This is a genomic window from Stenotrophomonas sp. YJH_SMC_81, from assembly GCF_059370875.1.
Genome location: NZ_JCAFUB010000007.1, coordinates 130,797 through 155,093, shown reverse-complemented (window position 1 = coordinate 155,093; position 24,297 = coordinate 130,797). Strand labels below are relative to the sequence as shown.

Below are 24,297 nucleotides of genomic sequence, written 5' to 3'. Positions count from 1 at the left end.
GTGCCGGGCGCAGCCCGGCCGGACCATCTCCGGTGGTTGCAGCAGCAACCGAAAAAATTGGCCATGATCGGCTGACCCCCACGTCGTACGGCCCGCCCGTTCCGCCCGCCATGCCCGAATACCGTTCCCGCACCTCCACCGCCGGCCGCAACATGGCCGGCGCCCGCGCCCTGTGGCGTGCCACCGGCATGAAGGACGGCGACTTCCACAAGCCGATCATTGCCATCGCCAACTCCTTCACCCAGTTCGTGCCCGGCCACGTGCACCTGAAGGACCTCGGCCAGCTGGTCGCGCGCGAAATCGAACAGGTCGGTGGCGTCGCCAAGGAATTCAACACCATCGCCGTGGACGACGGCATCGCGATGGGCCACGACGGCATGCTGTATTCGCTGCCCAGCCGCGAGATCATCGCCGACGCCGTGGAGTACATGGTCAACGCGCACTGCGCCGACGCGCTGGTGTGCATCAGCAACTGCGACAAGATCACCCCCGGCATGCTGATGGCTGCGCTGCGCCTGGACATCCCGGTGGTGTTCGTCTCCGGCGGGCCGATGGAAGCGGGCAAGACAAAGCTGTCCGAGCACAAGCTGGACCTGGTCGATGCGATGGTGGTGGCCGCCGATGACAGCGCCTCCGACGAGAAAGTCGCCGCGTTCGAGCGCAGCGCCTGCCCCACCTGCGGCTCCTGCTCGGGCATGTTCACCGCCAACTCGATGAACTGCCTGACCGAAGCGCTGGGCCTGTCGCTGCCCGGCAACGGCACTACGCTGGCCACCCATGCCGACCGCGAGGCGCTGTTCCGCCGCGCCGGCCGCCTGATCGTCGAGCTCTGCCATCGCTGGTACGGCGGCGAAGACCCGAGCGCGCTGCCGCGCGGGATCGCCACCCAGGCCGCGTTCGCCAACGCGATGACCCTGGACATCGCCATGGGCGGCTCCACCAACACCATCCTGCATCTGCTGGCCGCAGCGCAGGAAGCGGAGGTCGACTTCGACCTGACCCACATCGACGCGCTGTCGCGACGCGTCCCCCAGCTGTGCAAGGTGGCGCCGAACACACCGAAGTACCACATCGAGGACGTGCACCGCGCCGGCGGCGTGTTCGGCATCCTCGGTGAACTGGATCGCGCCGGCCTGCTCGATACCACAGTGCCGACCGTGCACAGCGCCAGCCTGGCCGAAGCGCTGGAACGCTGGGACGTGGTGCGCAGTGACAACGACACCCTGCATACCTTCTTCAAGGCCGGCCCGGCCGGCATCCCTACCCAGGAGGCCTTCAGCCAGGCCACGCGCTGGCCCGCGCTGGACCTGGACCGCGCCGAGGGCTGCATCCGCTCGCTGCAGCATGCGTATTCGCTGGAAGGTGGCCTGGCTGTGCTGCGCGGCAATCTGGCCGTCGATGGCTGCGTGGTGAAAACCGCCGGCGTGGACGAATCGATCCATGTGTTCGAAGGCCCCGCACGCGTCTACGAAAGCCAGGACGCCGCCGTCGCCGGCATCCTCGCCGACGAGGTACAACCGGGCGACGTCGTGGTGATCCGTTACGAGGGCCCGAAGGGCGGCCCTGGCATGCAGGAGATGCTGTACCCGACCAGCTACCTGAAGTCGAAAGGACTGGGTAAGCAATGCGCGCTGCTCACCGACGGCCGCTTCTCCGGTGGCACCTCGGGACTGTCGATCGGCCACGTTTCGCCGGAAGCGGCCAGTGGCGGCGCGATCGGGCTTGTGGAAGACGGTGACCGCATCCGCATCGACATCCCGGCCCGCCGCATCGACCTGTTGCTGGATGAGACCACGCTGGTCCAGCGCCGCAGCGAGGCCGATGCACGCGGCTGGAAACCGCGTGCGCCGCGCCCGCGCAAGGTCACCAGCGCGTTGAAGGCCTACGCCCTGCTCGCCACCAGTGCCGACAAGGGCGCCGTACGCAACACCGCCCTGCTCGGCGATTGATCCCGATCCGGTAGTGCCGGCCGCTGGCCGGCATCTGCACGCCGCGTCCCACATCATTGAGGTTGCCGGCCAGCGGCCGGCACTACCCGTCGTGATCCGTTATGGTGGCCAGGAGGTCATCAACACGGAGGTTGAGAGGATGTTGCTTTTCTTTGCACTGGCCGCTGCCATGGGCACGTCAGCAGAACCACCCAAAGCACCCGACTGCAGCTACGACCGTGCAGCGATGCTGGCGATGGAACCGGATGCGTTCGATCAGGACCTGGAAGGTGGCTGGCGCACGCTGGCCGACCGTGGCTGCCACCGTGAAGCCGCTGATCTGCTCGCCGCCTATGCTGTGCTGCCCAAGGCTGCGGGCAACACCATGATTCTGTGGCATGAAAGCCAGATGCGTGCGGAGGCGGGCCAGTACCCGGAGGCGGTGGCGCTGATGCAGCGCACCTACAAGCCCACCGCCACCGACCCCGGTTACTGGAACGCCTACGTGGACGGCACGATCGCCTTCCTGCAGCGTGATCGTGCGGCGCTGGAGAAAGCGCGAGCAAGGTTGATTGCGATTCCTGCGCCGGAGCAGATTGCCAAGGCGCTGAAGGATGGGCGTTATCATTTCACGACCGCCGGCGGGCAGAAGGTGGATGTGCCGTGGCCGCCCAACCTGGACGTGCTCGATGGCTTCCTGCGCTGCTTTGATCGCGATTACCACAATGCGATGGGCAACCAGGCCTGCCGGAATCCGGAGGGCGATTGAGCGACAGAGGGCGTGGTCGGGTCAGAGCCCTTCCTTCGGAAGGGATCCGACCCCGTCTCAGCCGATCACGCGCTTGAACGGCGGCAGCGCGTCGATGATGCGCTTGCCGTAGCGGCGGGTCAGCAGCCGCGAATCGAGGATGATCACGCGGCCGGTGTCGGTGGAGGTGCGGATCAGGCGGCCGGCGAACTGGGTCAGCGTGCGCAGCGCGTGCGGAATGGCGATCAGGTTGAACGCATTGAGCCCGCGGCCTTCGAACCATTCGCTGAGCGTGGCGGTCTGCGGGTCGGTCGGCACCGCGAACGGCACCTGGGTGATCACCACCGTGGTGCAGGCTTCGCCGGGCAGGTCGAGGCCTTCGCCGAACGAGTTCAGGCCGAACAGTACCGAGCCTTCGCCGGCAGCGACGCGGCGCAGGTGCTCTTCGATCAGGCGGGTCTTGGACATCTCGCCCTGCACCAGCACCTGCTTGCGCCGCGCGGCCGGCATCAGGCCGGCCACCTTTTCCATCTTCCAGCGTGAGGTGAACAGCACCATCGAGCCCTTGGCCCAGTCCAGCTCGGTGTCCAGGTAGCGCGCCACTTCGCGGGGATGGCCTTCGCGATCGTCGGGGGTGACCGGAAACTTCGGCACGATCAGCTCGGCCTGGTTGGGCAGGTCGAACGGCGACGACAGCGAGACCATCTCGGCCTCTTCGGGGATGCCGTTGTCGATCGCCAGCGACTGGAAATCGCCGCCGCCGGTCAGCGTCGCCGAGGTCATCACCACCGAATCTACTTCATCCCACAGCAGCTTGCGCAGCACGTGCGCGGCCGACACCGGCGAGCCGTGCAGCATCAGGTCGCCGTCGCGGGTGGCGGTGACCCAGCGCGCCATCGGCGGCGCGCCGTCCTTGTCCTCGCGGCGCCACGCCTGCCACAGGTTGTACTGTTGCTCGATCATTTCCAGCGCCATGCCCAGGTTGCGCTGCAGGCGCTCGCGCGCGGCATCGTCCGGCTTGCCCTTGGCCACCTGCGCGGTGGCGGCATGCGCCCAGTTGTAGAGGCTGCGGGTCTCGTCGGCCAGTGCCTCGATCGGCTCGCGCCAGGCCTCGGGCAGGCGTCCATTGGCCGCACGCCACATCGGCTCCTCGTCCGCCGGCGCCGGCATCCACACCCGCTCGATGTGATCGCGGAACGCGCGCAGCTGCTTGGCGACGTTGCTGGCCACCTCGATCGCTTCGTTCGGCAGCAGGTTGCCGAGGCGGTCCTTGTCGACCGCGCGGTAGGCACCGGCAATCAGGATCTGCAGGCGGCCTGTACGCTTGGCCATTTCATCCAGCGCCAGGCTGGCCGCGCCCTGGTCGATCGCCACGTTGCCGATGTGATGGCCTTCGTCCAGCACCAGCAGCATGTCCGACGGCGGCGCGATCAACGGCTGACCGTTGTCGCTGTCGCCGATCGACAGCGCCGACAGCAGCAGCGCGTGGTTGGTGACCACGATCTGCGCATCGCGCACGGTATTGCGCGAACGCAGCACCGCGCACTGCGCCGAATACGCACAACGGCGCCCGGCGCAGCCCGAAGCCGGCGTGGTGATGCGGCTGCGCAGGCCGGGGCTGATGGTCTCCGGCGCATTGTCGATATCGCCGTCCCAGCTGCCGCCGGTAAAGGCATCGGTCAGGCGCTTGGCGATGTCCATCTCGATCGGCGCCAGCGGCCGGTCGAACAGTGGTGCATCCTCCTCGAACATGCCGCCCTGCGAGCCCTCGCCCTGTGCTTCGGCCGCGTTGCGCGTGCACAGGTAGCGGGTACGTCCCTTGGCCAGCGCCACGGTTGCTTCCAGGCCGGTGGCCTTGAGGAAATTCGGGATATCCCGCTCGACCAGCTGCGACTGCAGCGCCACGGTGCCGGTGCTGATCACCAGCTTCTTCCTGGTGGCCAGCGCAATCGGTACGCCCGCGGTGAGGTAACCCAGGCTCTTGCCGACGCCGGTCGGCGCCTCGACCACGCCAACGCCGCCGCTCTTCGACAGCGCGCGCGACACCACGCCGATCATCTGGCTCTGCGAGCGGCGGGTGGAGAAGCCGGGAGTATTGGCCTGCAGCGTCGTGTACGCCTTGCGGATCGCGTCCTTCAAGGTGTCATCGAGCGTGCGCGGAGCGGCGACGGTTTCGGTCACGCCGGGAATTACCGTGGCTGGATCGGGCCGGTCATTGTCGCATGGCCGGCCATGTCCGCCGCCGCTGGCTGCCTGAACGGGGCAGCGGCGACGCCCGGCGGCTGGATGAACACGCCGGACGCTGCTGGCGACGGCCCTGGGCCGTCACCGCGGTGTCACTGCACCGCGTTGCCGCGCAGCCGCAGCAGGCGCACCAGCGCCCACACCAGCAGCACCACGCCGATGGCCTCGACCATCGCCAGCGCGAAGTGCAGTACGCCGAAGATGGCGCTCATGCCCGAGATGGCGCTGAAGTTGCCACTGCTGACCAGCCACATCGGCAGGAGGCCCGCGGCCAGGCCGCCCAGGCTGGACAACAGCAACAGCAGCAGGCCGACCAGCGCGCCGGTGCGGGTGGCATCGCGCGGCGCACCGACCACCCAGACCAGGCCGACGCACAGCGCGATCAGCACCGGCAGGCGCACACCGACCATGCTCAGCACGGTCACCATCAGGGTCGTGCCGTCCATCGATCAGTCCTCGCCGGCCAACACAGCCGGGCCCTGGCGCAGCGCCTGGTAGACCTCGTCGGTCTGCGGGCGTACGCCGTGCCACTGCAGGAAGCTCTCGGCAGCCTGCTCGACCAGCATGCCCAAGCCGTCGACGGTGTTGCGGCACTGCGCCGCACGGGCCCAGGCCAGGAAGGCGATGGCGGCCTCGCCGTAGTTCAGGTCGACGGCAGTGGTCATCGAATTGACCAGCGACAGCGGCAGCTTGAACTCGACGTCGCGGTCGCGGCCGGCCGAGGTGGCATTGACGATCAGTTCGAAGTCGCCCAGCTCGCGCAGGTCTTCCCAGTAGCGGCTGATCGCGCGGCCCGGCTCGCCCATCGCGTCGATCAGTTCATCGGCGCGCTCCGGTGTGCGGTTCACCACCACCAGTTCGGTGATGCCGGCATCCAGCAGCGCCGGGGCGACGCTGCGCGCCGAGCCACCGGCGCCGATCATCAGCACGCGGCGGCCACGCAGGTCCAGGCCGTGGCGGTCGGTCAGGTCGCGCACCAGGCCGATGCCATCGGTGGTGTCGCCGTGCCAGCGGTCGCCCTTGCGCAGCAGCGTGTTGACCGAGCCGGCGCGGCGCGCCCGTGCGGTCAGCGTGGTGCATGCCGAGAACGCGGCTTCCTTGTGTGGCAGGGTGACGTTGGCGCCGACACCGCCCTCGGCAGCGAAGGCCTCCAGGCCGGCCAGGAACGCCTCCGGGGCCAGGTCGATCGCGCGATAGTCGATGGCGATGCCTTCCTGGCGACCGAACGTCGCATGGATCTGCGGCGACTTCGAATGGGCGACGGGGTGTCCGAAGACGGCGTAACGGTCGGTCATGGAATCCTCAAGCTGGCTAGACTGATGCTCTGTTCGTGCATGGAACCGGATGATGCGCATCACCCCGCCCCTGCTGGTGCTCGCCGCCAGTCTACTCTCTGCCCCCATGGCGATGGCGTTGAACGAGTACGGCATCGAAGGCATGGGCGTGGTCTCGACCCGCGCCGACGAGGGCCGCGCCGCGATCAGCGCCGATGGCCAGCGCATCGTCTTCGCCCGCCGCGGCGAAGCCGGCTGGAGCCTGTGGGAGGCACGCGTGGTCGACGGTCGTTGGCAGCAGGCACAGGCACTGCCGGTCGGCGTGACCGGTGAAGCCCGCGATCCCTACTTCAGCCGTGACGGCCGCTGGCTGCTGTTCGCGGCCGGTCGCGAGGGCGCGCTGGCGCTGTACCGCGCTGCGCTGGCCTCCGATGGCCGGCTGGGCCCGGCGCAGCCGCTGGCCGGTGACGGCGGGCGCCGGGAAGAGCGCGGACCGGCCCTGAGCGCGGATGGCAAGCAGCTGTTGTTTGCCCGCCAGCAGGGCCATGGCGCCGGCTGGGACCTGTTCGTGGCGACGCTGGATGCGCAGGGCGTGCGTGGCCCGGCCACCGCACTGAGCACGTTGAACAGCGCCGACGACGAGACCGACGGCGACTGGCTGGGCCATGACGGCGCCGTGGTGTTCAGCCGCAGCCACGGTAGTACCGCGCAGGTCTGGAGCAGCGGCTGTGCGTGGAGCGGTGTGGCGCTGCAGCCGCTGGGGCTGTCGTTCAACCAGGCCGGCGGCTGGACCGGCGCGCCGGTGATCGACAACGCCAAGCCGGCGGAGATGCTGGTGGCCAGCAGCGCGGCAAAGGCGCCGCGCGCCGGTGGCGTGGACGTGTACCGGTTGGCGGTGCCGAAGGTGGCGGCGGTGGCCGGGTGCGTGCGGTAGATCCACGCCATGCGTGGATGGCGCCTGCGAAGGGGTCAGAGCCCTTTCCTGCGGAAAGGGATCCGACCCCGGGGATCGCCCGTCAGCGCGACAGCACCTTGGCGCGCAACTGCTCGTACTCCATCTCGCTCAGCTGGCCGCTGTCCTTGCGCTGGTTCAACGCGGCCAGCTCGGCCTGCACGCTGTCCGGCAGGGCCTGCTCACGGGCCACGTGGCGGGCGGCGGAGAGCTGCTCCGGTGGGCGCTTGCCCGCGCGCCATGCGGCGATGAAGACAGCGACGATGATGGCGCCGAACACCAGCGTACCGATGCCCCAGATCAGCCATTGCATCCATCCCAGTTCGGGTCCCATCGCGCAGTCCTCCGTCTATCGTGGCGCTATTGTCAGCGCTCGCGCAGCCATCGCGCCACCTGCGGCGCGAAATAGGTCAGCACGCCGTCGGCACCGGCCCGCTTGAAGCCCAGCAGCGACTCCAGCACGCAGGCGCGCTCGTCCAGCCAGCCGTTGGCGAAGGCGGCCTTCATCATCGCGTACTCGCCACTGACCTGGTAGGCGAAGGTCGGCACGCCGAACGTCTCCTTCACCCGGCGCACCAGGTCCAGGTACGGCATGCCCGGCTTGACCATCACCATGTCGGCGCCCTCTTCCAGGTCCAGCGCGATCTCGCGCAGAGCCTCGTCGCCGTTGGCCGGGTCCATCTGGTAGGTCTTCTTGTCGGCCTTGCCGAGGCTGGCCGCGCTGCCCACCGCATCACGGAACGGGCCGTAGAACGCCGAGGCGTACTTGGCCGAGTAGGCCATGATGCGCACGTTGATGTGGTTGTCGGCATCCAGCGCACGGCGGATCGCTCCGATGCGGCCGTCCATCATGTCCGACGGCGAGACGATGTCCACACCGGCCTCGGCGTGCGACACCGACTGCTTGACCAGCGCTTCGACCGTGATGTCGTTCAGCACATAGCCCTTGTCGTCGATGATGCCGTCCTGGCCGTGGGTGGTGTACGGGTCCAGCGCCACGTCGGTCATCACGCCCAGTTCCGGGAAGCGCGACTTCAGCGCGCGGATCGCACGCTGCGCCAGGCCGTCCTCGGCCCACGCCGCCGACGCGTCCAGCGACTTCAGCGACGGGTCGATCACCGGGAACAGGTCGATCACCGGAATGCCCAGTTCCAGCGCTTCTTCGGCCACCTTCAGCAACTCTTCGATCGACAGCCGCTCCACGCCCGGCATCGACGGCACTGCGGTGCGGCCCGCCAGTTCGTGCACGAACACCGGGTAGATCAGGTCGTCGGTGGTCAGCGTGTTCTCGCGCATCAGGCGGCGCGAGAACTCGTCGTGGCGCATGCGGCGCGGGCGGTAAAGCGGATGGGACATGGCAGGCTCCGAGGAGTGGCTATTGCAACAGGTAACCCTGCGGCAGCAGGGGTTCGGGCAAGGGGCGTTCGCCGAGCGCGTCGAGCTGGTCGATCTCGATCGTGCGCACCAGCGCGTCCAGCGGCAGGTCGTTCGGCTCCAGGCCGAACGGGTCTTCCATTTCTTCGCCCAGCTGGTCCAGGCCGAAGAAGGCATAGGCCAGCACCGCCGACAGCACCGGCGTGCCCCAGCCCAGCGAACTGGCCAGGCCGAACGGCAGCAGCACGCAGAACATCCACGCGCAGCGATGCAGCAGCAGGGTGTAGGCGAACGGCAGCGGCGTGGTGAGAATGCGCTCGCAGCCGGCCTGGATCGACGACATCGCGTGCAGGCGCTCCTCCAGCTGGGTGTAGAGGATCGGATCGAGCTCGCCGGCGCGCAGCGCCTGGGCCAGCTCGGCGGCGATCATCGACAGCAATGCATCCGGCACGTTCTCGCGCTGGCCCAGCTGCTCGCGCTGCGGCTTGTCCAGCCATGGCAAGGCGACCAGGGCCACGATGCGCCCACGCAGGCGCGCGGCCAGCGCATGGGCGAACGCGGTGGTGAGGTACGCGATGCGGCGACGGCGGCCGCCGTCATCGGCCAGCAGCAGGTGCACCTGGCGCGCCAGCGAACGCGATTCGTAGACCAGCTGGCCCCACAGCTTGCGGCCTTCCCACCAGCGGTCATAGCAGGCGCTGTTGCGGAAGCTGAGGAAGATCGACAGGACCAGGCCGAGCAGGGTGAACGGCGTGACCGACACGCGTTCGATGCCGGTCGGCGGGGCCAGTTCCACCACGGCCGCCACGGCAATGGACAGGATCAGGATGGCCAGCACCTTCGGCGCGATCGCTTTGACGATCGAGCCGCGCAGGATGTACAGCAGTTGCCAGCCGTGGGGACGGGGTCGGATGATCATCGGGCAGCCGCGCCAGGCGCGGAATCACAGGCACGCGGGGGGCTCGCGCAGCCGCTCATTGTACGCCCCTGCCCGTCCAGCAGCCGTGTACCTGCGACGCCCTGTCGCACCCGGCGCCGGGATTCAGATCACGCCGCCGCCCAGGCCCAGGCGCAGGATGCCGACCACCACCACGATGCCGTTCAGCACCAGCCCGGCCCAGGCCCGACCGCGCTTGGTCGGGTGGGTAAACAGGATGCCCAGCGCGGCGATCACCGCGCCGACGGCGGCGAACGGGATCAGGAACCAGTTGCCCCAGCCAAGCAGCGGAATCAGCGCCAGGATCATCCACAACAGCGCCAGTACGCCCCACAACAGACTGATCACGCCCATTCCGCTCTCCCGCAGTTGGTTCCTGTCTGTCCACCATAGTCGTTCACGCGGTCGCCGCCTACTGCCGTTGGCGGGGCTGTCACCCGACGCGTGCTAGCGTGCTGCCGTGGGTGCCCGGGCCCGGGTGTTGGCGCCGATTCAGAGTGGCCCACCGAAGATCGCAACCAGTCCTACAGGGGTCGTGCCATGAACATCCGTTGGGCCGCGCTGGCGGCCATCCTGCTGGTCGCCGCCGGTTGTGCCAGCACCTCCAAGGTCATGCTGGGGCGCGCCCGCGCGCCGATCGATCCGGCACTGGTGCAGATCTATTCCACGCCACCGGCCGGCTCGCAGGAAATCGCGCAGCTGGAATCGGCATCTGCCGTGGGCTTCGGCACGCAGGGCCAGACCGATGCCGCGGTGGCACGCCTGAAGCGTGAAGCGGCGGCACTGGGCGCCAATGGCGTGGTGCTGATGGGCGTGGGCAGCAGCGGCTCACCGGTGGGCATGTCGGTGGGCGCCGGCACCTTCGGCTCGCATGTGGGGGGTGGCGTCGGCATCGGTATTCCGACCACGCAGAAGCGCGCCGCCGGCGTGGCGATCTGGGTACCCAATCCGGAACCGCCGGCACGGTTGCCGACCCAGGTGATCACGCCGCAGCGGTGACGCGGCAGCGTCACCGCGTGTAGTGCCGGCCGCTGGCCGGCAACCTCAGGAATCCTCTCTACGCCAGGGGAATGCCGGCCAGCGGCCGGCACTACCGGATGGCGTTCAGCGCTTGTACTTCGGCACGAACACCTTGTTCACCGCGTCGGCCAGCTGGTCCGGCGGCAGCAGGCCCTGGTCGAGCAGGAAGTTGTTGAACGCCAGGCGGTCGAACTTCGCGCCCAGTGCCAGCTCGGTCTGCATGCGCAGTTCCAGGATACGGGTGTAGCCATAGAAGTAGCTGCCCGCCTGGCCCGGCATACGCACCATGTAACGGTCCAGTTCCTGGGTGGCCATCGCCTTGGACAGGCCGACCTGCTCCATCAGCACGCGCTCGCCGTTGGCGCGGTCGGTCAGGCCGAGATTGAGCATCGGGTCAAGCATTGCGCGTGCGGCCCGCAGCAGGCGGAACTGCAGGGCGATCATCTGCCCGTCCAGCGGCTCGTACGGCACCATCTCGGCCTCGGCATACAGCGCCCAGCCTTCAACGTTCACCGAATTGAACGCGAACATGGTGCGCGCCAGCGAGACACCACGCTCGACCATCGCGGTGAACTGCAGCTCGTGGCCGGGGCGGCCTTCATGCGCGCTCAGCGTCCATGCCGCCGCACCGAAGTTGAAATCGTCGTATTGTGCGCCCGCGCCCGCCGCCGGGTTGCCCAGCGGCAGCACGAAGGTGCCCTGCTGCCCGGTGTTGTTGACCAGCGGCGCCGGCAGGAAATGCGGGGCCGGGCTGGCCGCGCTCTCGGCGGCCGAACCCAGCCGCATCTGCATGGCGCGCTTGGGCACGTCGACGATGGCATGCTCGCGGATCAGCGGATCGATTGCATCGATCACCCTGCGGTAGTGCCCTTCCAGCTGGTCGTCGGCGATCTTGTCGGCCTTCAGCGCGCGGATCACCGCCACCGGGTCACTCGGGTCGGCCACCTTCAGACCCTTGTCCTTCACCACCAGCGGCGCCAACTGCTGCATCGCCGAGCGGGTTTCCATGAACTCCAGCTGCGCGCGCTGCATCAGCAGCTTCGGATCGATATCGATACCGACCTGCTTGAGCTGGTAGGCGTACAGCGGCGCCGGCAGGCGCGCGTCGGTGCGTGCCTTTGGCAGCACGGTCGTGCGCGTCCAGCTGGCGTAATCCTTCATCTGCCCGGCCAGGGCCTTCATTGCCTCATCGGCGCCGGCGATCTGGTACTTCTTCAGCAGCGACTCGATGCCGGTGATGTACGTCTCGACGTTGTCCAGCGATTGCTGCACTTCGATCTTCGTCGGCTGCAGCAGGCTGCCGTCCTTCAAGCGCTCTTCGTAACGCTGGCGGGCCAGCGTGGTGAACGCGGTGCCACCCGGCTGCAGCCCGGCGTAGGCCTTGAGGCGGTCGATCGCCTTGGCCCGGCGCTCGGCCGGCACCTGGTCGGACAGCAGCAGGTTGAGGCCGCTGAAGATGGTCTGCGGCGCGTCACTCCATGGCAGCAGGTACTTCTCGTTGAGCTCACTGCCTTCGATGTTCTGGTTGGCGGCGTGGATCATGATCTCCAGGTCCTGGCGGACGTTGGGATCCTGCTCGGTGGCCAGCTTCGCCTTCAGTTCGTCGCGCGCCTTGGCCATCGCCGCGCGGTAGCGCTTGCCGTTGTCCGCACCGAGGTCGGCCACCTTGTCGTCATAGCCGGGCACGCCGAAGAAGCCGGTTTCTTCCGGCTGGAACGGGCCCTGCGCATCGAGCAGGATCTGCGCCAATGCGTTGCTGCGGGCCACCCAGGCCGGGCTGGCCGGAGTAGCGGCCTTGGTGGCGGGTGCCGCCAGCGCCGGCGGTGCGGACATCAGCGGGGCGGCAGTCAGGGCCAGGGCAACGGCCAACGCGATCGGCTTCATGGTGCACTCCAGGACAGGGTTGCCCGCACCCTACGCGCTCAGCGCTGTGGCGACAATCGGCCGGAGGTCACAACGCCGCGGCCAGCGGGCATTCGCCGCGTTCGCGGCAGGCCTGCAGCTCGCATTCCTGCGCGGCCTCATCATCATCCAGCGCGGTCAGGTCGAACGTCTGCTTGTTCTCGCCCAGCACATACATCACCGGATAGTCCCAGACGTCGTCGCTGCGGGTGCCCTTCACGAAAAGCCGGCCGTGCGCGCGCGGGCCTTCCAGGGCCACGGTCAGGCCGACGTCGCGCTGGCCATTGATCGCGGTCTGCATGCTGCCCAGCGGCATCGATTCGGCACGCAGCGGCTCGCCGAAGGCTTCCACCAGTTCGATGCTGCATCCGGCGCGGCGCATCGCCTCGCGCATCGGCGGGCTCTCGCGTGCCGCCTCGCTCCAGCGCAGCACGCTCCAGGCCACCACGCCACCGGCACCGGCCAACACCAGCAGCACGGCCAGCGGCATCGCCCAGCGCCAGTGACGGGACCACCAGCCGGCAGGCTTCGGGCCATGGGTGGGAATCGGCGGCGGCAGTGTCATCGGCGGGCTCCTTCCCGTTTGTGCATCAGGGCTTCAGGCAGCGTCCCAGGAAGGCTTCGGCCACACGGTAGCGATGCAGGGCATCGGCGCCGGACAGGCCATGCTTGGCACCCGGATAGGTCATCAGCTCGAACGGCTGCCCGCGCTTCTGCAGCGCGCTCATCAGGCTGGTCGAGTTGGTGAACAGCACGTTGTCATCGGCCATGCCGTGGATCAGCAGCAACGGCGAACGCAGGCCGTCGATATGGGTCAGCACGCGCGCTTCGCGGTACCCCGCTTCGTTGCGCGCCGGCAGGTCCATGTAGCGTTCGGTGTAGTGGCTGTCATACAGGCCCCAATCGGTGACCGGTGCGCCGGCCACGCCACAGGCGTACTGGTTCGATGCCTTGGCCAGCAGCATCAGGGTCATGTAACCGCCGTTGGACCAGCCCTGCACGCCGATGCGCGCCGGGTCCACCCACGGCTGCTGCTTCAGCCAGGCCACGCCGCGCAGCTGGTCGGTCACTTCCACCGTGCCCTGCTTCCCGTACAGCGCACCACCGAAGTCGCGGCCGCGGCGCGGGGTGCCGCGGTTGTCCAGCGAGAACACCACGTAGCCCTGCTGGGCCAGGTACTGGTTGAACAGATGGTCGCCACGGCCGGGCCAGCTGTCAGTGACGGTCTGGCTGGCCGGGCCGCCGTAGACGTACACCGCCACCGGGTAGCGCTTGGACGGATCGAAGCCGGCCGGCTTGATCAGGCTGTAGTTCAACGGGGTCTTGCCGTCGGCAGCCATCAACGTGCCGAACTCGACCGGGCGCTGCGCATCGCGGTAGCGCGCATACGGGTGCTTGGGATCGGCCAGGTCGTTCTCGACCAGCGTGGCGATCTTCTCGCCGTTGGCGCGGAACAGTTCGATCTGCGGCGGCGTGGTGCTGTTGGACCAGCTGTCCACGTAGACGCTGGCATTGCGGGCGAAGCTGGCGCTGTGCATGCCCGGCGCCTTCGACAGGCGCTGCGGCTCACCGCCCTGCAGCGACACCGCGTAGATCTGGCTTTCGCGCGAGGTCTCGATGCCAGCACGGAAGTAGGCCTTGCCGGCCTTCTCATCGACCGCCAGCAGTTCGTCCACCGGCCAGTTGCCATGGGTAAGCGCAGTGGCCTTGCCCTTGCTGTCGATGCGGTACAGGTGCTGGAAGCCGGTGCGCTCGGACGACCACAGCACGCTGCCATCTTCAAGGAAGCGCAGGCTGTTGTGCAGCGGCACCCAGGTCGGGCTGGTCTCGTGTACGAGCACGCGCTGGCGGTTGGAGTCGAGCGCCACTTCGACCAGGTCCAGCTGCTTCTGGTCACGCGACTGGCGCTGGAAACTCAGGTGCTGCGCATCGCGCCAATCGACGCGGGCCAGGTAGATGTCCTGTTCCTTGCCCAGGTCGATCCAGCGCGGCTGCGCATCGGCGGCCGGTGCGATCACGCCCAGCTGCACGCGAACGTTGGCGTCGCCGGCGGCCGGGTAACGCTGTTCGATCACATCGGTGCGGTCGGCGTAGACCTCGTAGCGCTTCTGCACCGGCACCGGCGCCTCGTCGATGCGGGCGAAGGCGATGGCCGAATCATCCGGCGCCCACCAGTAACCGGTATGGCGATCCATTTCCTCGTCGGCGACGAACTCGGCCACGCCGTTGCCGATGGTGGTGCTGCCGTCGCGGGTCAGCTGCAGCTGCTTGCCACTGACCAGATCGATCACCCACAGGTTGCGGCCGCGGATGAAGCTGACGAAACCGCCCTTGGGCGACAGCTTGGCGTCGGTGGCGAAGCCTTCACCGTGGGTCAGCTGGCGCACGGCCGCCTGGCCCTGCTGCTTGAGGTCGTACAGGTAGAGTTCGCCGCCCAACGGGAACAGCAGTCGTTGCGCGTCCGGCGACCACTGGTAATCGACGATGCCGGTCATCGCGGCGATGCGCTGGCGCTCGCGTCGGGCCTTTTCCTCATCGCTGAGGGTCTCGGTGCCGGGCAGCACCACCTTGGAATCAACCAGCAGGCGGGTCTGGCCGCTGCCGATGTCGTAGGTCCACAGGTCCAGCTGGTTGCGGTCGCTGTCCTTGCCGCGCAGGAAGCTGACCTGCGAACCGTCCGGCGCCACCTTGGGCTTCATCAGGGTCGGGCCGGACAGCGGCAGCGGGCCGGTGATGGCTTCCAGGGTCAGCTTTTCGGCGTGGGCGGCGGTACTGGTGGCGAGCATGAGGGCGAGCGAAGCGAACAGATGGCGCATGGAGGATCCCGGCAAACGGCAGGTCCGCCTCCACGCGGGGCGCGGGACGGTCGTCCCTCATCCTAACCAAGCCCGTGCGGGAAGGCAGCATGACCTTCTGCCCATAAGCAGTGCGGACGAGTGCCGACCAACGGTCGGCACCCACCTTCAGATGCCGGGGTCAGCGCTGGCCGAACAGATGCTTGCGCTCTTCGTCGCTGAGCGGCTTGCCGGCGTTCGGGTTCACCTGCTGGCGCAGCGCATAGGCGCGCTGGGTGGCCGGGCGCGCGGCGATGGCCTCGTGCCAGCGCTTGAGGTTGGGGAACGCGGCGAAGTCCACCGGCAGCGTGTCGTAGGCGCCGACCCACGGGTAGCTGGCCATGTCGGCGATGGTGTACGCGTCGCCGGCCAGGAAGGCGTGCTGGGCCAGGCGCTTGTCCATCACCCCGTGCAGGCGGCGCACTTCGTTGTCATAGCGCTCGATCGCATACGGGATCTTTTCCGGAGCATACACATTGAAATGCCCCATCTGGCCGCTCATCGGGCCCAGGCCCGCCATCTGCCAGAACAGCCATTCCAGTGTGGTGACGCGGCCGCGCGGATCGCTGGGCAGGAAGCGGCCGGTCTTCTCGGCCAGGTACAGCAGGATCGCACCGGACTCGAACACGCTCTGCGGGGCGCCGCCGTCGGCCGGGGCGTGGTCGACGATGGCCGGCATCTTGTTGTTGGGCGAAATGGCGAGGAATTCCGGCTTGAACTGGTCACCCGAGCCGATGTTGACCGGGTGGATGCGGTATTCCAGGCCGGTTTCCTCCAACAGCAGGGTCACTTTATGGCCGTTCGGGGTGGGCCAGTAATACAGGTCGATCATGGCGTCGGCTCGGGGTGCGGAAAGGAACCTGAAGTCTAGTGCGTGAGTTGGGTTGGCACCGTCATGGCGGGCCGGTAACCTCGCCTCTCCCCCGAAACGCAGCATCCCCCGCATGAGTGCAAACCGCCCGCCGCTCTCCCCGTTGTCCACGCTGATCTTCGCCTCGCGCTGGCTGCAGCTGCCGCTGTACCTGGGCCTGATCGTGGCGCAGTGCGTCTACGTGTTCCTGTTCGGCAAGGAACTGTGGCACCTGATCTCGCATTCGGTGTCGATGGGCGAGCAGCAGATCATGCTGATCGTGCTGGGCCTGATCGACGTGGTGATGATCTCCAACCTGCTGGTGATGGTGATCGTCGGCGGCTACGAGACCTTCGTCTCGCGCCTGCGCCTGGAAGGCCACCCGGACCAGCCGGAATGGCTGAGCCACGTCAACGCCAGCGTGCTGAAGGTGAAGCTGGCGATGGCGATCATCGGCATCTCCTCGATCCACCTGCTGAAGACCTTCATCGCCAGTGGCGCACTGAATGGCATCCCGCTGTGCACGCCGGAGCAGATGAGCGTGGCCGCCGCCAACATCGGTGTCGCCCGCTGCTCGATGCTGACTCAGGTAGGCGTGCTGTGGCAGACCATCATCCACTGCGTGTTCATCCTGTCGGCGATCGGCATCGCCTGGACCGACAAGCTGATGTCCAACGGCCACAGCAAGTCGCACGACAAGGCGCACGACCACTGAGGTCGGCGCCGGCAACGGCACGGCCGCCGTTGCCCATCCCGGCCACTGCTCTTGTACGCGGCGGCGGCCGGGATGCTAGATTGCACCCTCGCCGTTGCCGGCGGTGGCGTCGGGAAACGTCACCCTGCCGCGCCCGGACCGCAGGTCCCGGCCATGCATATCAATGATTTACGTCACGTCGTCTTCTAGAGGGGAGCAGGATGTCGCACGTCTCAACGATCACCGCCGCGCGCCGGTGGCTGCCGGTTGCCCTGGCACTGGCACTGGCTGCCTGCTCGGGCAAGGAGGAAACTGCCGCACCGGCCCCGGCCGCCGCACCCACCGCCGCTGCACCGGCCGCACCGGTGGTTGCCGCCAAGGTGCAGTCGATGGGCACCGAGCAGCTGCGTGAGTCGGCCAGCCAGGCCCTGCGCGAGAACCGCATGTACGCGCCGGCCGGCGACAACGCCATCGAGTACTACCTCGCCCTGCGCGACAAGACGCCGGACGACGCCTCGGTGAAGAGCGCGCTGACCGACCTGCTGCCCTACACCCTGATCGCCGCCGAACAGCACCTGGGCCGCGAGGACTACACCGAAGCGCAGCGCCTGGTGGCACTGATCGAGAAGGTGGACGCCTCTGCGCCGGCGTTGCCGCGCCTGAAGGACGGCCTGGCCAAGGGCGTGCAGAACGCGGCCAAGCGCACCGAGGCCGAAGCCGAGAAAGCGAAGAAGGACGCCGAGGACCGCAGCAAGCAGCAGACCGAACAGCAGCGCCTGGCCGAGCAGCGTGCCAAGGAAGCCGACGCAGCCAAGCAGATCGCTGCCCAACAGGACGCTGCCCGCCGGGACAACGAGCGCCAGGAAGCCGAGCGCCAGGCTGCGGCCCGCCGCGAAGCCGAGCAGAAGCAGCAGCAGGCTGCCGCCCAGCAGGCCAGCGCCGCACGCCAGGCTGCAGCTCCGGCGGTCGCTGCGGCGCCCAACCTGCGCCCGGTCAGCACACCGGCGCCGCGCTATCCGTCCGAGGCGCTGCGTGCAGGCACCTCCGGCGAGGTGCTGGTGGAGATCACCGTCGGCACCGATGGTTCGGTGACCAACGCCCGTGTGCTGCGCGCAACACCGTCGCGCGTCTTCGATCGCGAGGCCATGAACGCGGTCAAGCGCTGGCGCTTCGAGCCGGTCAGCGCACCGGTCACCACCCGCCGCACCCTGGTGTTCGCCCCGGGCGGCAGCTGACCACGAAAAGGGGACGGAGGGGATTAAGTCGTTTCCGCCCCGCAATGACCACACGGCCCGGCATGTCCGGGCCGTGTTCGTTTCAGGAGAGGCTGTCGATCAGGCGTTGCAGTGCCGGATCACGCGCGGCCAACACCTGGAACAGGCCCAGCGCATGCAGGCCCGGCAGCAGCGCACGCAGGTCGGCTTCGGCGGTGGCGCGGGTGGCGTCATCGCTGGCGGGGTCCTGCCAGTCACGGACGCTGGCGAGGAAGGCGCCGACGCTGCCCTTGCGCACGGTGAGGCCGTTCACCTGCACCTCGTTCTGATGGTCGGGAAGGATGTCGTGTGGCTGCATGGGTGATGCTCCTGTGGGATCGGGAGCCCAGTGTGCCGCCCAGCCAGCGGCACTTCTGCCGTATAACTGCCAATGGATATGGCAGATCAGACATCACCCGCGTTGATTGACCCCGCTTTGGCGAACGCCGAAGACGGTCCCCTCATCCTGGCCTCGCAGCTGCGGGTGCCGGGACGGCGCCGCACCGCACGCCACCAGCACGTGCGCGGCCAAGTGCTGGGTGCCCACCACGGCCTGCTGCGGATCGAGGCCGGCGATCTGCACTGGTTGCTGCCGGCGGGGCACGTTGCCTGGATACCGCCCTTGCTGCCCCACGCCCTGGTAGGGGCAGAGGCATTCGATGGCTGGAGCCTGTACTTCAACGCCGAAGCCTGTCTGGAGCTGCCCGCCGTGCCGCGCATTTTCCAGCCGAACGTGCTGTTGCAGGCGGCGATGATGCGCGCACTGAGTTGGCCACATCAGGCGCTGGACGCCGCGCAGGCACGCCTGGCCGGCGTGATCACCGATGAGATCGCCGCCAGCACGCCTTTGCCGCTTGCCTTGCCACAACCGCAGGATCGACGGTTGCGGCGGATCGCGGCGGCGCTGGCACGGTCGCCGGACGACCTTCGCAGCGTCGAAGCGTGGGCAGCCGCCAACGGACTGTCCGGCCGCAGCCTCGCCCGCCGGTGGCAGGCCGAAACAGGCATGACTCTGGGCCATTGGCGGCAGCGCCTGCGCGTGCTGCTGTCGCTGCCACGCCTGCTGGCCGGCGAGCCGGTGATCAGCGTTGCGCTGTCGATGGGCTACGACACCCCGAGCGCGTTCATCACCGTGTTCAAGCGCGAGATGGGGGTGACGCCTGCGCGGTACGCAAAAGACGCAAAAGGGGACGGAGGGGATTAAGTCGCTTCTGACTCATCCGACGCGGCTTCGCGGCGTTGCCTGATGTCCGGCTTCGCGGCCGCAATGACAGGCTGAAACCCCGTCCAGTCTCCAGATCCCATGCCCCGACAAGCACGCCTGATGCTGGCAGGCCAGGCCTATCACGTGATCCAGCGCGGCGTGAACAAGGGCGCGATCTTCATCGACGACGTCGACCGCCAACTGTTCCTGCATCTGTTGCACAGCGCATTCCTCAAGCACCACGTCGCACTGCATGCCTATGTCCTGATGGGCAACCACATCCATCTGCTCGCCACGCCGTCCACACAGCAGGGACTGGCGGGCGCAATGCGCATGCAGGGCAACAACTACGTGCAGGCGTTCAACCAGCGGCACGGACGCAGTGGGCCGCTGTGGCAGGGTCGCTTCCATTCCTCGATGATCGACAGCGATGCCTATCTTCTCAGCGTATACCGCTACATCGAACGCAATCCGGTTCGTGCCGGAATTGCGGTCAGCGCCGAAGATCATCCGTGGTCCAGCGTGCACGGCAACCTTCAACGACGCGATGATCCGATGCTGACACCGCATCCTGCGTTCAAAGCACTGGCAGCGACCGCTCGGAAAAGGGCGTCGTTGTATGCCGAGTTCCTGCGCGACGTGAATGCATCCGCCGACGTACCTGCGATCCGCAACCACAGTGCCAGGCAAAGCCCAATGGGGGACGCTGCATTCCTGCGGATGGTGGAACAGACGCTGGGACGCCCCGTGGTGATGCGCAGACGAGGGCGCCCGCGCAAGCAGGGGACGGGAGAGGCAGAAACGACTTAATCCCCTCCGTCCCCTTTTTGGTCAACCAGAGATCGCCAGGCGTTCGTTGTGGTAACGACGCACCGCCGCGAACCACAGCACGGCGGCCAGGCCGAGGCTGGCGCCGAGGTAGATCGCCCAGATCGCCGGGGTGATGATCTCGTGGCGGATCACTTTCAGAAGCATCTGGTTCTGCGACAGGAACGGCACGGCGTACTGCCACAGCTCGCTCTTCAGCGGATAGGCCACCAGTGCGTAGCCGGGCAGCATCGGCAGCAGCATCAGCCAGGTCATGTGGCTCTGCGCTTCCTTCATGCTCTTGGCCGCGGCCGACAGGAAGGTCAGCAGCGAGGTGCCGATCAGCAGCATCGGCAACATCACCAGCAGCATCTGCAGCATCGAGCCGACGTTCATGTTGAACTGGCGGCCGATGTTGCCAGGTGCGATCTGCGCGCTCACCTTGAACGCGACCAGGGTCAGCAGCAGCGACACGAAACCGACCACGCAGGCGGCGGCGATCTTGCCGCTGACGATCGCGCTGCGCGAACCCGGCGTGGCCAGCAGGGGTTCCAGCGACTGCCGCTCGCGCTCGCCGGCGGTGGCGTCCATCACCAGGTAGGCGCCACCGATGAACGAGGTCAGCGTCAGCAGTACCGGCAGCAGCATCGACAGGATCATGCCGCGCTTGGCCTCGGCACTGGCCAGGTCCTGGCGCGCCACGTCCAGCGGGCGTGCCACCTGTGCGTCGATGCCGCGTGCCATCAGGCGCAGTGCACCGACCTGGCCGTTGTAGGTGGCCAGCGCCGCTTCCAGGCGTGCACTGGGTACTTCGGCCGCGCGACGCGTGCTGTCCTTGATCACCTCCACCAGCGCCGGCTTGCCCTCGGCCCAGTCCTTGCCGAAGTCATCGCTGATGCGCAGCGCCACATCGATGTCCTGGGTGCGGATGGCCTCGGCCAGGTCCTTCGGTGCCGGTGCGGCATTGAGGCCCTGTGCGGCGAGGAAGCGCACCAGGTTCGGCGCGTTCCCGGCGCCGATGGTCGGGATCTGCAACGGCTCTTCGATCTGGGTGCGTACCCGGCTCTCGGCCAGCTTGCCCATGCCCAGCAGCAGTACCGGGTACAGCAGCGGCCCGAACAGCAGGGTCAGCAGCAGCGTGCGGCGGTCACGCGACAGGTCGCGCAGTTCCTTGCGCATCACCGTCATCAGGGTCGACATCATGCTCATGCGTGCAGGCCCTCTTCGCTGCCGATCAGTTTCACGAACGCGTCCTCAAGATTGGCTTCGCCGGCCTGCGCACGCAGCTCGTCGGCGCTGCCGGCAGCCATCACCGTGCCCTTGGCGATGATCACGATGTGGTCACACAACGCGCCCACCTCCTGCATGATGTGGCTGGACAGGATCACGCAGCGCCCCTCTTCGCGCAGGCCCAGCAGGAAGCGGCGCAGCGCGCGCGTGGTCATCACATCCAGGCCGTTGGTCGGTTCGTCGAGGATGACGTTGCGCGGGTCGTGCACCAGCGCGCGGGCAATCGCGGTCTTGGTGCGCTGGCCCTGCGAGAAACCATCGGTCTGCCGGTCGAGGATGTCCCCCATGTCCAGCGCGTGCGACAGCACCTCGATGCGTTCGCGGATGCGCTCGGCAGACAGGCCATGCAGTTCGCCGAAGTAGGCGATGTTCTCGCGCGCGGTCAGGCGCTTGTAGACGCCACGCGCATCGGGCAGCACGCCCAGGTGGCGGCGCACCTCCACCGGATTGAGGGCGGCATCGATGCCATCGACAGTGATGCTGCCCTGGTCGGGCGTCATCAGTGTGTACAGCATGCGCATGGTGGTGGTCTTGCCGGCACCATTGGGGCCGAGCAGGCCGGTGATCTGCCCATCCCCGGCGCGGAAGCCGACGTTGGCGACCGCCTGGATGCGGCCCGTGCGGGTATCGAAGGCCTTGTGCAGGTTGTCGGCGACGATCATGGTTCCCATCCGTTGAACGAGGTGAACGCCGGCACGTAGCTCAGCGTGTCCAGGCAGCCGGCATCCAGCGCCTTGGCATCGGTCTTGTCCATGAACTGTCCGAGCAGCCGCGGCATGCAGCCGGCGGTCAACGTGCCATGGCCCTGGCCACGGGCGACCAGCGCACGGCCGTTGGGCAGGCCCTTGAGCACCTGTGCGGCGTAGCGCGGCGGCGTCACCGGGTCCAGCTCACCGGACAGCAGCAGTGCCGGCACGTCGCTGCGCAGCGGCACGGCATCGGTTGCCGGCGCCGGACGGTGCGGCCACACCGGGCAGGCCGCGAAGAACGCGCTGGCGACCTCGTTGCCGAACAGGCGTTCGGGATCTTCGGCCGGCGCGTGGTAGCGCGGCGCATCCTCGCTGCAGATCACCGACCATTGCATGCCGCGGTTGATCTGGAAATCCATGCTGCGGTTCGCGCCGCGCGCCAGCGATGCCAACGGGGCATAGCGCCCCTGTGCGGCTTCATCCAGCACCAGTGGCAGCAGCGAGGAATACTGCGGCACGTAGGAGAAGGCGAAGGCAAGGCCGACCACGCTGTCCGGCGTCAGGACATCCTGCCGGGGTGCGTTGGTGCCCGGGTCGCGATACTCGACCGAGACCGGTGCACGGCGCAGGGAGTCGACCACGCTGCGCAGCTGCGCGCGGGTATCGGTCGGGAAACGCTTGCTGCACGCGGCATCCTTGCGGCACTGCGCCGACTGCAGGGCGATCGCATCCTCGAAGGTGGTTGCGAAGTCGCCACCGACCACCAGCTCGTTCGGTACCACGCCATCGATGACGATGCTGCGGGTGTGCTGCGGGTAGGCCCCGGCATAGCGCTGGGCCACGCGGGTACCGTAGGAGCCGCCAACCAGGTTGAGCTGGTCCACACCGAGCGCCGCACGCACCGCATCCAGATCGGCGATCGCCTCGGTGGTGGTGTAGAAGCGCGCATCGGCACGCCCCTGCAGCGATGCGGCGCAGCGCTGGGCGTAGTCGCGCAACGCTGCCTCGGAAGGCGCGGCATCCTCGTCCACCTGCAGCGGCTTGCCGTCCGCGCCCAGGCAGCTGAGCGGGTTGGAGCCGCCGGTGCCGCGCTGGTCGATCAGGAACACGTCGCGCTGTTTGCGCACCTGGCGCAGTGCAGTGTCGACGATGACCGCCACCTCGCTGGCCGCCTGGCCGGGGCCGCCGGCCAGGAAGAACACCGGGTCCGGCTGGCTGGCGCCGCTGCTGCCCGATTCCAGCCAGGCGATACGCAGGCCGATCCGGCGACCGCCGGGCTGGGCCCGGTCCTCCGGCACCTGCAGGGTGGCGCACTGCGCCTCCACGTTGGCGCTGGCGCCTTCGGTAGACAGCGTGCAGGGCTGGAAGTCGATCGTGCCGAAGCGGCGGCTGGGTGCATCGCTGGCGCTTCCGGCGTCGGCCGGCGGCGGCTGGCTGCACCCGGCAAGCATCAGGCTGGCCAGCATCCCGGCCAGCGCGAGGTGGTGTCTTTGCATCGTGCTCGTTTCCCCTGGAGGACGTTCCTGTCGACCACGACGGGCTGCCGCGGAAGATGTGACCCAACTTACACGGGCAGCGCGCCGACGGCGATGGGCAATGACGAATCCGCCGCCAACGGCGCGCAGACCAGGCGGTCCCGCCCCTCGGCCTCGGCCGGCACAGGGCGGCATCGGCGGCGGACCGCAGCGCCCCATGGGCCAGTGCCCCGGCCCGACGGCGATGCGGGGTCTGAAAACGGCGAGCACGGCCGCCGGCGCGCGCGCAGAATCCGCCGCAGACCCAGGAGACGCCCATGCACACGTGGTACCTCGGTGGCATCGACCATCGCCCCTTCCTGCACCTGTTCGAGATGAGCGACAGCGCGCTCGCCGCGCTCGGCATCCAGCGTCGCTGGGCCGGCGCCAACGGCGGACATCCCTGCCGGATCAGCCTGAGCGATCCCGCGCCTGGCAGCGAGCTGCTCCTGCTGTCCCACGTCCACCTGCCGCTGCATTCGCCGTACCGCGCCGCCGGCCCGATCTTCGTGCAGCGCGGCGTGACCCGTTGCGTGCTGACGCCGGGCGAGGTGCCCCCGTATGTGCAGCGCCGGATGATTTCGATGCGTGCCTATGACCACGCCGCGCTGATGTGCGGTGCCCAGGTCTGTGCGGGCACCGAGGTGGCCGACCATCTGGATGCACTGTTTGCCGACCCGTCGGTGGCGTTCGTCCAGCTGCACAACGCGGCGCATGGCTGTTTCTCATGCCAGGCAGATCGGGTGGGTACCGGGACCGCGTAGCGTGATCTCCATGACGTGA

The 24,297-nt window shown here is 68.1% G+C and carries 24 protein-coding genes; 9 read left to right on the top strand and 15 right to left on the bottom strand.

The window, feature by feature from the left end; genetic code table 11:
* Positions 1 to 110 precede the first annotated feature (110 nt).
* Positions 111 to 1,949, top strand: coding sequence for a dihydroxy-acid dehydratase (gene ilvD / locus AC5P8U_RS15300; protein ID WP_188241441.1), 1,839 nt, complete (start codon positions 111 to 113; stop codon positions 1,947 to 1,949).
* Between the two features lie 139 nt (positions 1,950 to 2,088).
* A complete protein-coding gene (locus AC5P8U_RS15295; protein WP_058979311.1) occupies positions 2,089 to 2,697 on the top strand; it encodes a hypothetical protein in 609 nt (202 codons plus the stop codon).
* A gap of 57 nt (positions 2,698 to 2,754) precedes the next feature.
* Here AC5P8U_RS15295 and dinG read toward each other — a convergent pair whose 3' ends face one another.
* From dinG to aroE, 3 genes are all read right to left on the bottom strand, one after another.
* The gene (gene dinG / locus AC5P8U_RS15290; RefSeq protein ID WP_447896903.1) at positions 2,755 to 4,857 is read right to left on the bottom strand and encodes an ATP-dependent DNA helicase DinG; all 2,103 of its coding nucleotides are present in this window, start codon (positions 4,855 to 4,857) and stop codon (positions 2,755 to 2,757) included.
* Between the two features lie 155 nt (positions 4,858 to 5,012).
* Positions 5,013 to 5,366, bottom strand: coding sequence for a hypothetical protein (locus AC5P8U_RS15285; RefSeq protein WP_049439388.1), 354 nt, complete (start codon positions 5,364 to 5,366; stop codon positions 5,013 to 5,015).
* Positions 5,367 to 5,369: 3 nt separating this feature from the next.
* A complete protein-coding gene (gene aroE / locus AC5P8U_RS15280; protein WP_088497020.1) occupies positions 5,370 to 6,215 on the bottom strand; it encodes a shikimate dehydrogenase in 846 nt (281 codons plus the stop codon).
* 49 nt (positions 6,216 to 6,264) lie between these two features.
* Between aroE and AC5P8U_RS15275 the strand changes: the two genes are divergently transcribed.
* Positions 6,265 to 7,128: a TolB family protein gene (locus AC5P8U_RS15275; RefSeq protein ID WP_188241443.1), complete on the top strand. Its 864-nt coding sequence runs from the start codon at positions 6,265 to 6,267 to the stop codon at positions 7,126 to 7,128.
* 82 nt (positions 7,129 to 7,210) lie between these two features.
* Here the strand turns inward: AC5P8U_RS15275 and AC5P8U_RS15270 are convergent, their stop codons facing one another.
* From AC5P8U_RS15270 to AC5P8U_RS15255, 4 genes are all read right to left on the bottom strand, one after another.
* The gene (locus tag AC5P8U_RS15270) at positions 7,211 to 7,480 is read right to left on the bottom strand and encodes an SHOCT domain-containing protein (RefSeq protein WP_151355230.1); all 270 of its coding nucleotides are present in this window, start codon (positions 7,478 to 7,480) and stop codon (positions 7,211 to 7,213) included.
* A 32-nt stretch (positions 7,481 to 7,512) separates the two neighbouring features.
* The gene (hemB, locus tag AC5P8U_RS15265; RefSeq protein ID WP_006400669.1) at positions 7,513 to 8,502 is read right to left on the bottom strand and encodes a porphobilinogen synthase; all 990 of its coding nucleotides are present in this window, start codon (positions 8,500 to 8,502) and stop codon (positions 7,513 to 7,515) included.
* Between the two features lie 19 nt (positions 8,503 to 8,521).
* The gene (locus AC5P8U_RS15260; protein ID WP_353080475.1) at positions 8,522 to 9,439 is read right to left on the bottom strand and encodes a bestrophin family protein; all 918 of its coding nucleotides are present in this window, start codon (positions 9,437 to 9,439) and stop codon (positions 8,522 to 8,524) included.
* Between the two features lie 123 nt (positions 9,440 to 9,562).
* Positions 9,563 to 9,811 (bottom strand): hypothetical protein, encoded by a 249-nt coding sequence (locus AC5P8U_RS15255; protein WP_005420185.1) that lies wholly within the window; start codon positions 9,809 to 9,811, stop codon positions 9,563 to 9,565.
* Positions 9,812 to 9,997: 186 nt separating this feature from the next.
* On the opposite strand from AC5P8U_RS15255, the gene AC5P8U_RS15250 reads away from it, so the two are divergent.
* Positions 9,998 to 10,456, top strand: coding sequence for a hypothetical protein (locus AC5P8U_RS15250; protein WP_005420187.1), 459 nt, complete (start codon positions 9,998 to 10,000; stop codon positions 10,454 to 10,456).
* A gap of 105 nt (positions 10,457 to 10,561) precedes the next feature.
* On the opposite strand, the gene AC5P8U_RS15245 is transcribed toward AC5P8U_RS15250, so the two are convergent.
* From AC5P8U_RS15245 to AC5P8U_RS15230, 4 genes are all read right to left on the bottom strand, one after another.
* On the bottom strand, positions 10,562 to 12,361 hold the full coding sequence (locus tag AC5P8U_RS15245; RefSeq protein WP_072168029.1) for a DUF885 domain-containing protein: 1,800 nt from the start codon (positions 12,359 to 12,361) through the stop codon (positions 10,562 to 10,564).
* A gap of 67 nt (positions 12,362 to 12,428) precedes the next feature.
* Positions 12,429 to 12,944 (bottom strand): cytochrome c oxidase assembly factor Coa1 family protein, encoded by a 516-nt coding sequence (locus tag AC5P8U_RS15240; RefSeq protein WP_049414402.1) that lies wholly within the window; start codon positions 12,942 to 12,944, stop codon positions 12,429 to 12,431.
* Between the two features lie 25 nt (positions 12,945 to 12,969).
* Positions 12,970 to 15,195 (bottom strand): S9 family peptidase, encoded by a 2,226-nt coding sequence (locus AC5P8U_RS15235; RefSeq protein WP_072168030.1) that lies wholly within the window; start codon positions 15,193 to 15,195, stop codon positions 12,970 to 12,972.
* Between the two features lie 160 nt (positions 15,196 to 15,355).
* On the bottom strand, positions 15,356 to 16,045 hold the full coding sequence (locus tag AC5P8U_RS15230; protein WP_061479000.1) for a glutathione binding-like protein: 690 nt from the start codon (positions 16,043 to 16,045) through the stop codon (positions 15,356 to 15,358).
* A 112-nt stretch (positions 16,046 to 16,157) separates the two neighbouring features.
* Here AC5P8U_RS15230 and AC5P8U_RS15225 point away from each other — a divergent pair, with 112 nt between their 5' ends.
* Together AC5P8U_RS15225 and AC5P8U_RS15220 are read left to right on the top strand one after the other, a co-directional pair.
* Positions 16,158 to 16,778 carry a TIGR00645 family protein gene (locus AC5P8U_RS15225; RefSeq protein WP_447896904.1) on the top strand — a complete coding sequence of 207 codons (621 nt, stop codon included), beginning with the start codon at positions 16,158 to 16,160 and terminating at the stop codon, positions 16,776 to 16,778.
* Between the two features lie 200 nt (positions 16,779 to 16,978).
* Entirely contained in the window at positions 16,979 to 17,992 is a 1,014-nt protein-coding gene (locus AC5P8U_RS15220; RefSeq protein ID WP_447896905.1) for an energy transducer TonB, read from the top strand.
* An 82-nt stretch (positions 17,993 to 18,074) separates the two neighbouring features.
* On the opposite strand, the gene AC5P8U_RS15215 is transcribed toward AC5P8U_RS15220, so the two are convergent.
* The gene (locus AC5P8U_RS15215) at positions 18,075 to 18,329 is read right to left on the bottom strand and encodes a hypothetical protein (RefSeq protein ID WP_061478998.1); all 255 of its coding nucleotides are present in this window, start codon (positions 18,327 to 18,329) and stop codon (positions 18,075 to 18,077) included.
* 78 nt (positions 18,330 to 18,407) lie between these two features.
* Between AC5P8U_RS15215 and AC5P8U_RS15210 the strand changes: the two genes are divergently transcribed.
* Together AC5P8U_RS15210 and AC5P8U_RS15205 are read left to right on the top strand one after the other, a co-directional pair.
* Complete coding sequence (locus AC5P8U_RS15210) at positions 18,408 to 19,214, top strand: AraC family transcriptional regulator (RefSeq protein ID WP_072168032.1); 807 nt, start codon at positions 18,408 to 18,410, stop codon at positions 19,212 to 19,214.
* 99 nt (positions 19,215 to 19,313) lie between these two features.
* Positions 19,314 to 20,024: a transposase gene (locus tag AC5P8U_RS15205; RefSeq protein ID WP_072168033.1), complete on the top strand. Its 711-nt coding sequence runs from the start codon at positions 19,314 to 19,316 to the stop codon at positions 20,022 to 20,024.
* Positions 20,025 to 20,045: 21 nt separating this feature from the next.
* Here AC5P8U_RS15205 and AC5P8U_RS15200 read toward each other — a convergent pair whose 3' ends face one another.
* The 3 genes from AC5P8U_RS15200 to AC5P8U_RS15190 are packed head-to-tail and all read right to left on the bottom strand — an operon-like array spanning position 20,046 to position 23,496.
* Complete coding sequence (locus AC5P8U_RS15200; RefSeq protein WP_188241445.1) at positions 20,046 to 21,230, bottom strand: ABC transporter permease; 1,185 nt, start codon at positions 21,228 to 21,230, stop codon at positions 20,046 to 20,048.
* Positions 21,227 to 21,973 carry an ABC transporter ATP-binding protein gene (locus tag AC5P8U_RS15195; RefSeq protein WP_072168034.1) on the bottom strand — a complete coding sequence of 249 codons (747 nt, stop codon included), beginning with the start codon at positions 21,971 to 21,973 and terminating at the stop codon, positions 21,227 to 21,229. The genes AC5P8U_RS15200 and AC5P8U_RS15195 overlap by 4 nt, the downstream gene beginning before the upstream one ends.
* Positions 21,970 to 23,496: an alpha/beta hydrolase gene (locus AC5P8U_RS15190; RefSeq protein WP_188241446.1), complete on the bottom strand. Its 1,527-nt coding sequence runs from the start codon at positions 23,494 to 23,496 to the stop codon at positions 21,970 to 21,972. The genes AC5P8U_RS15195 and AC5P8U_RS15190 overlap by 4 nt, the downstream gene beginning before the upstream one ends.
* A gap of 296 nt (positions 23,497 to 23,792) precedes the next feature.
* On the opposite strand from AC5P8U_RS15190, the gene AC5P8U_RS15185 reads away from it, so the two are divergent.
* Positions 23,793 to 24,278: a DUF1203 domain-containing protein gene (locus AC5P8U_RS15185; RefSeq protein ID WP_061478993.1), complete on the top strand. Its 486-nt coding sequence runs from the start codon at positions 23,793 to 23,795 to the stop codon at positions 24,276 to 24,278.
* Positions 24,279 to 24,297: the final 19 nt, after the last annotated feature.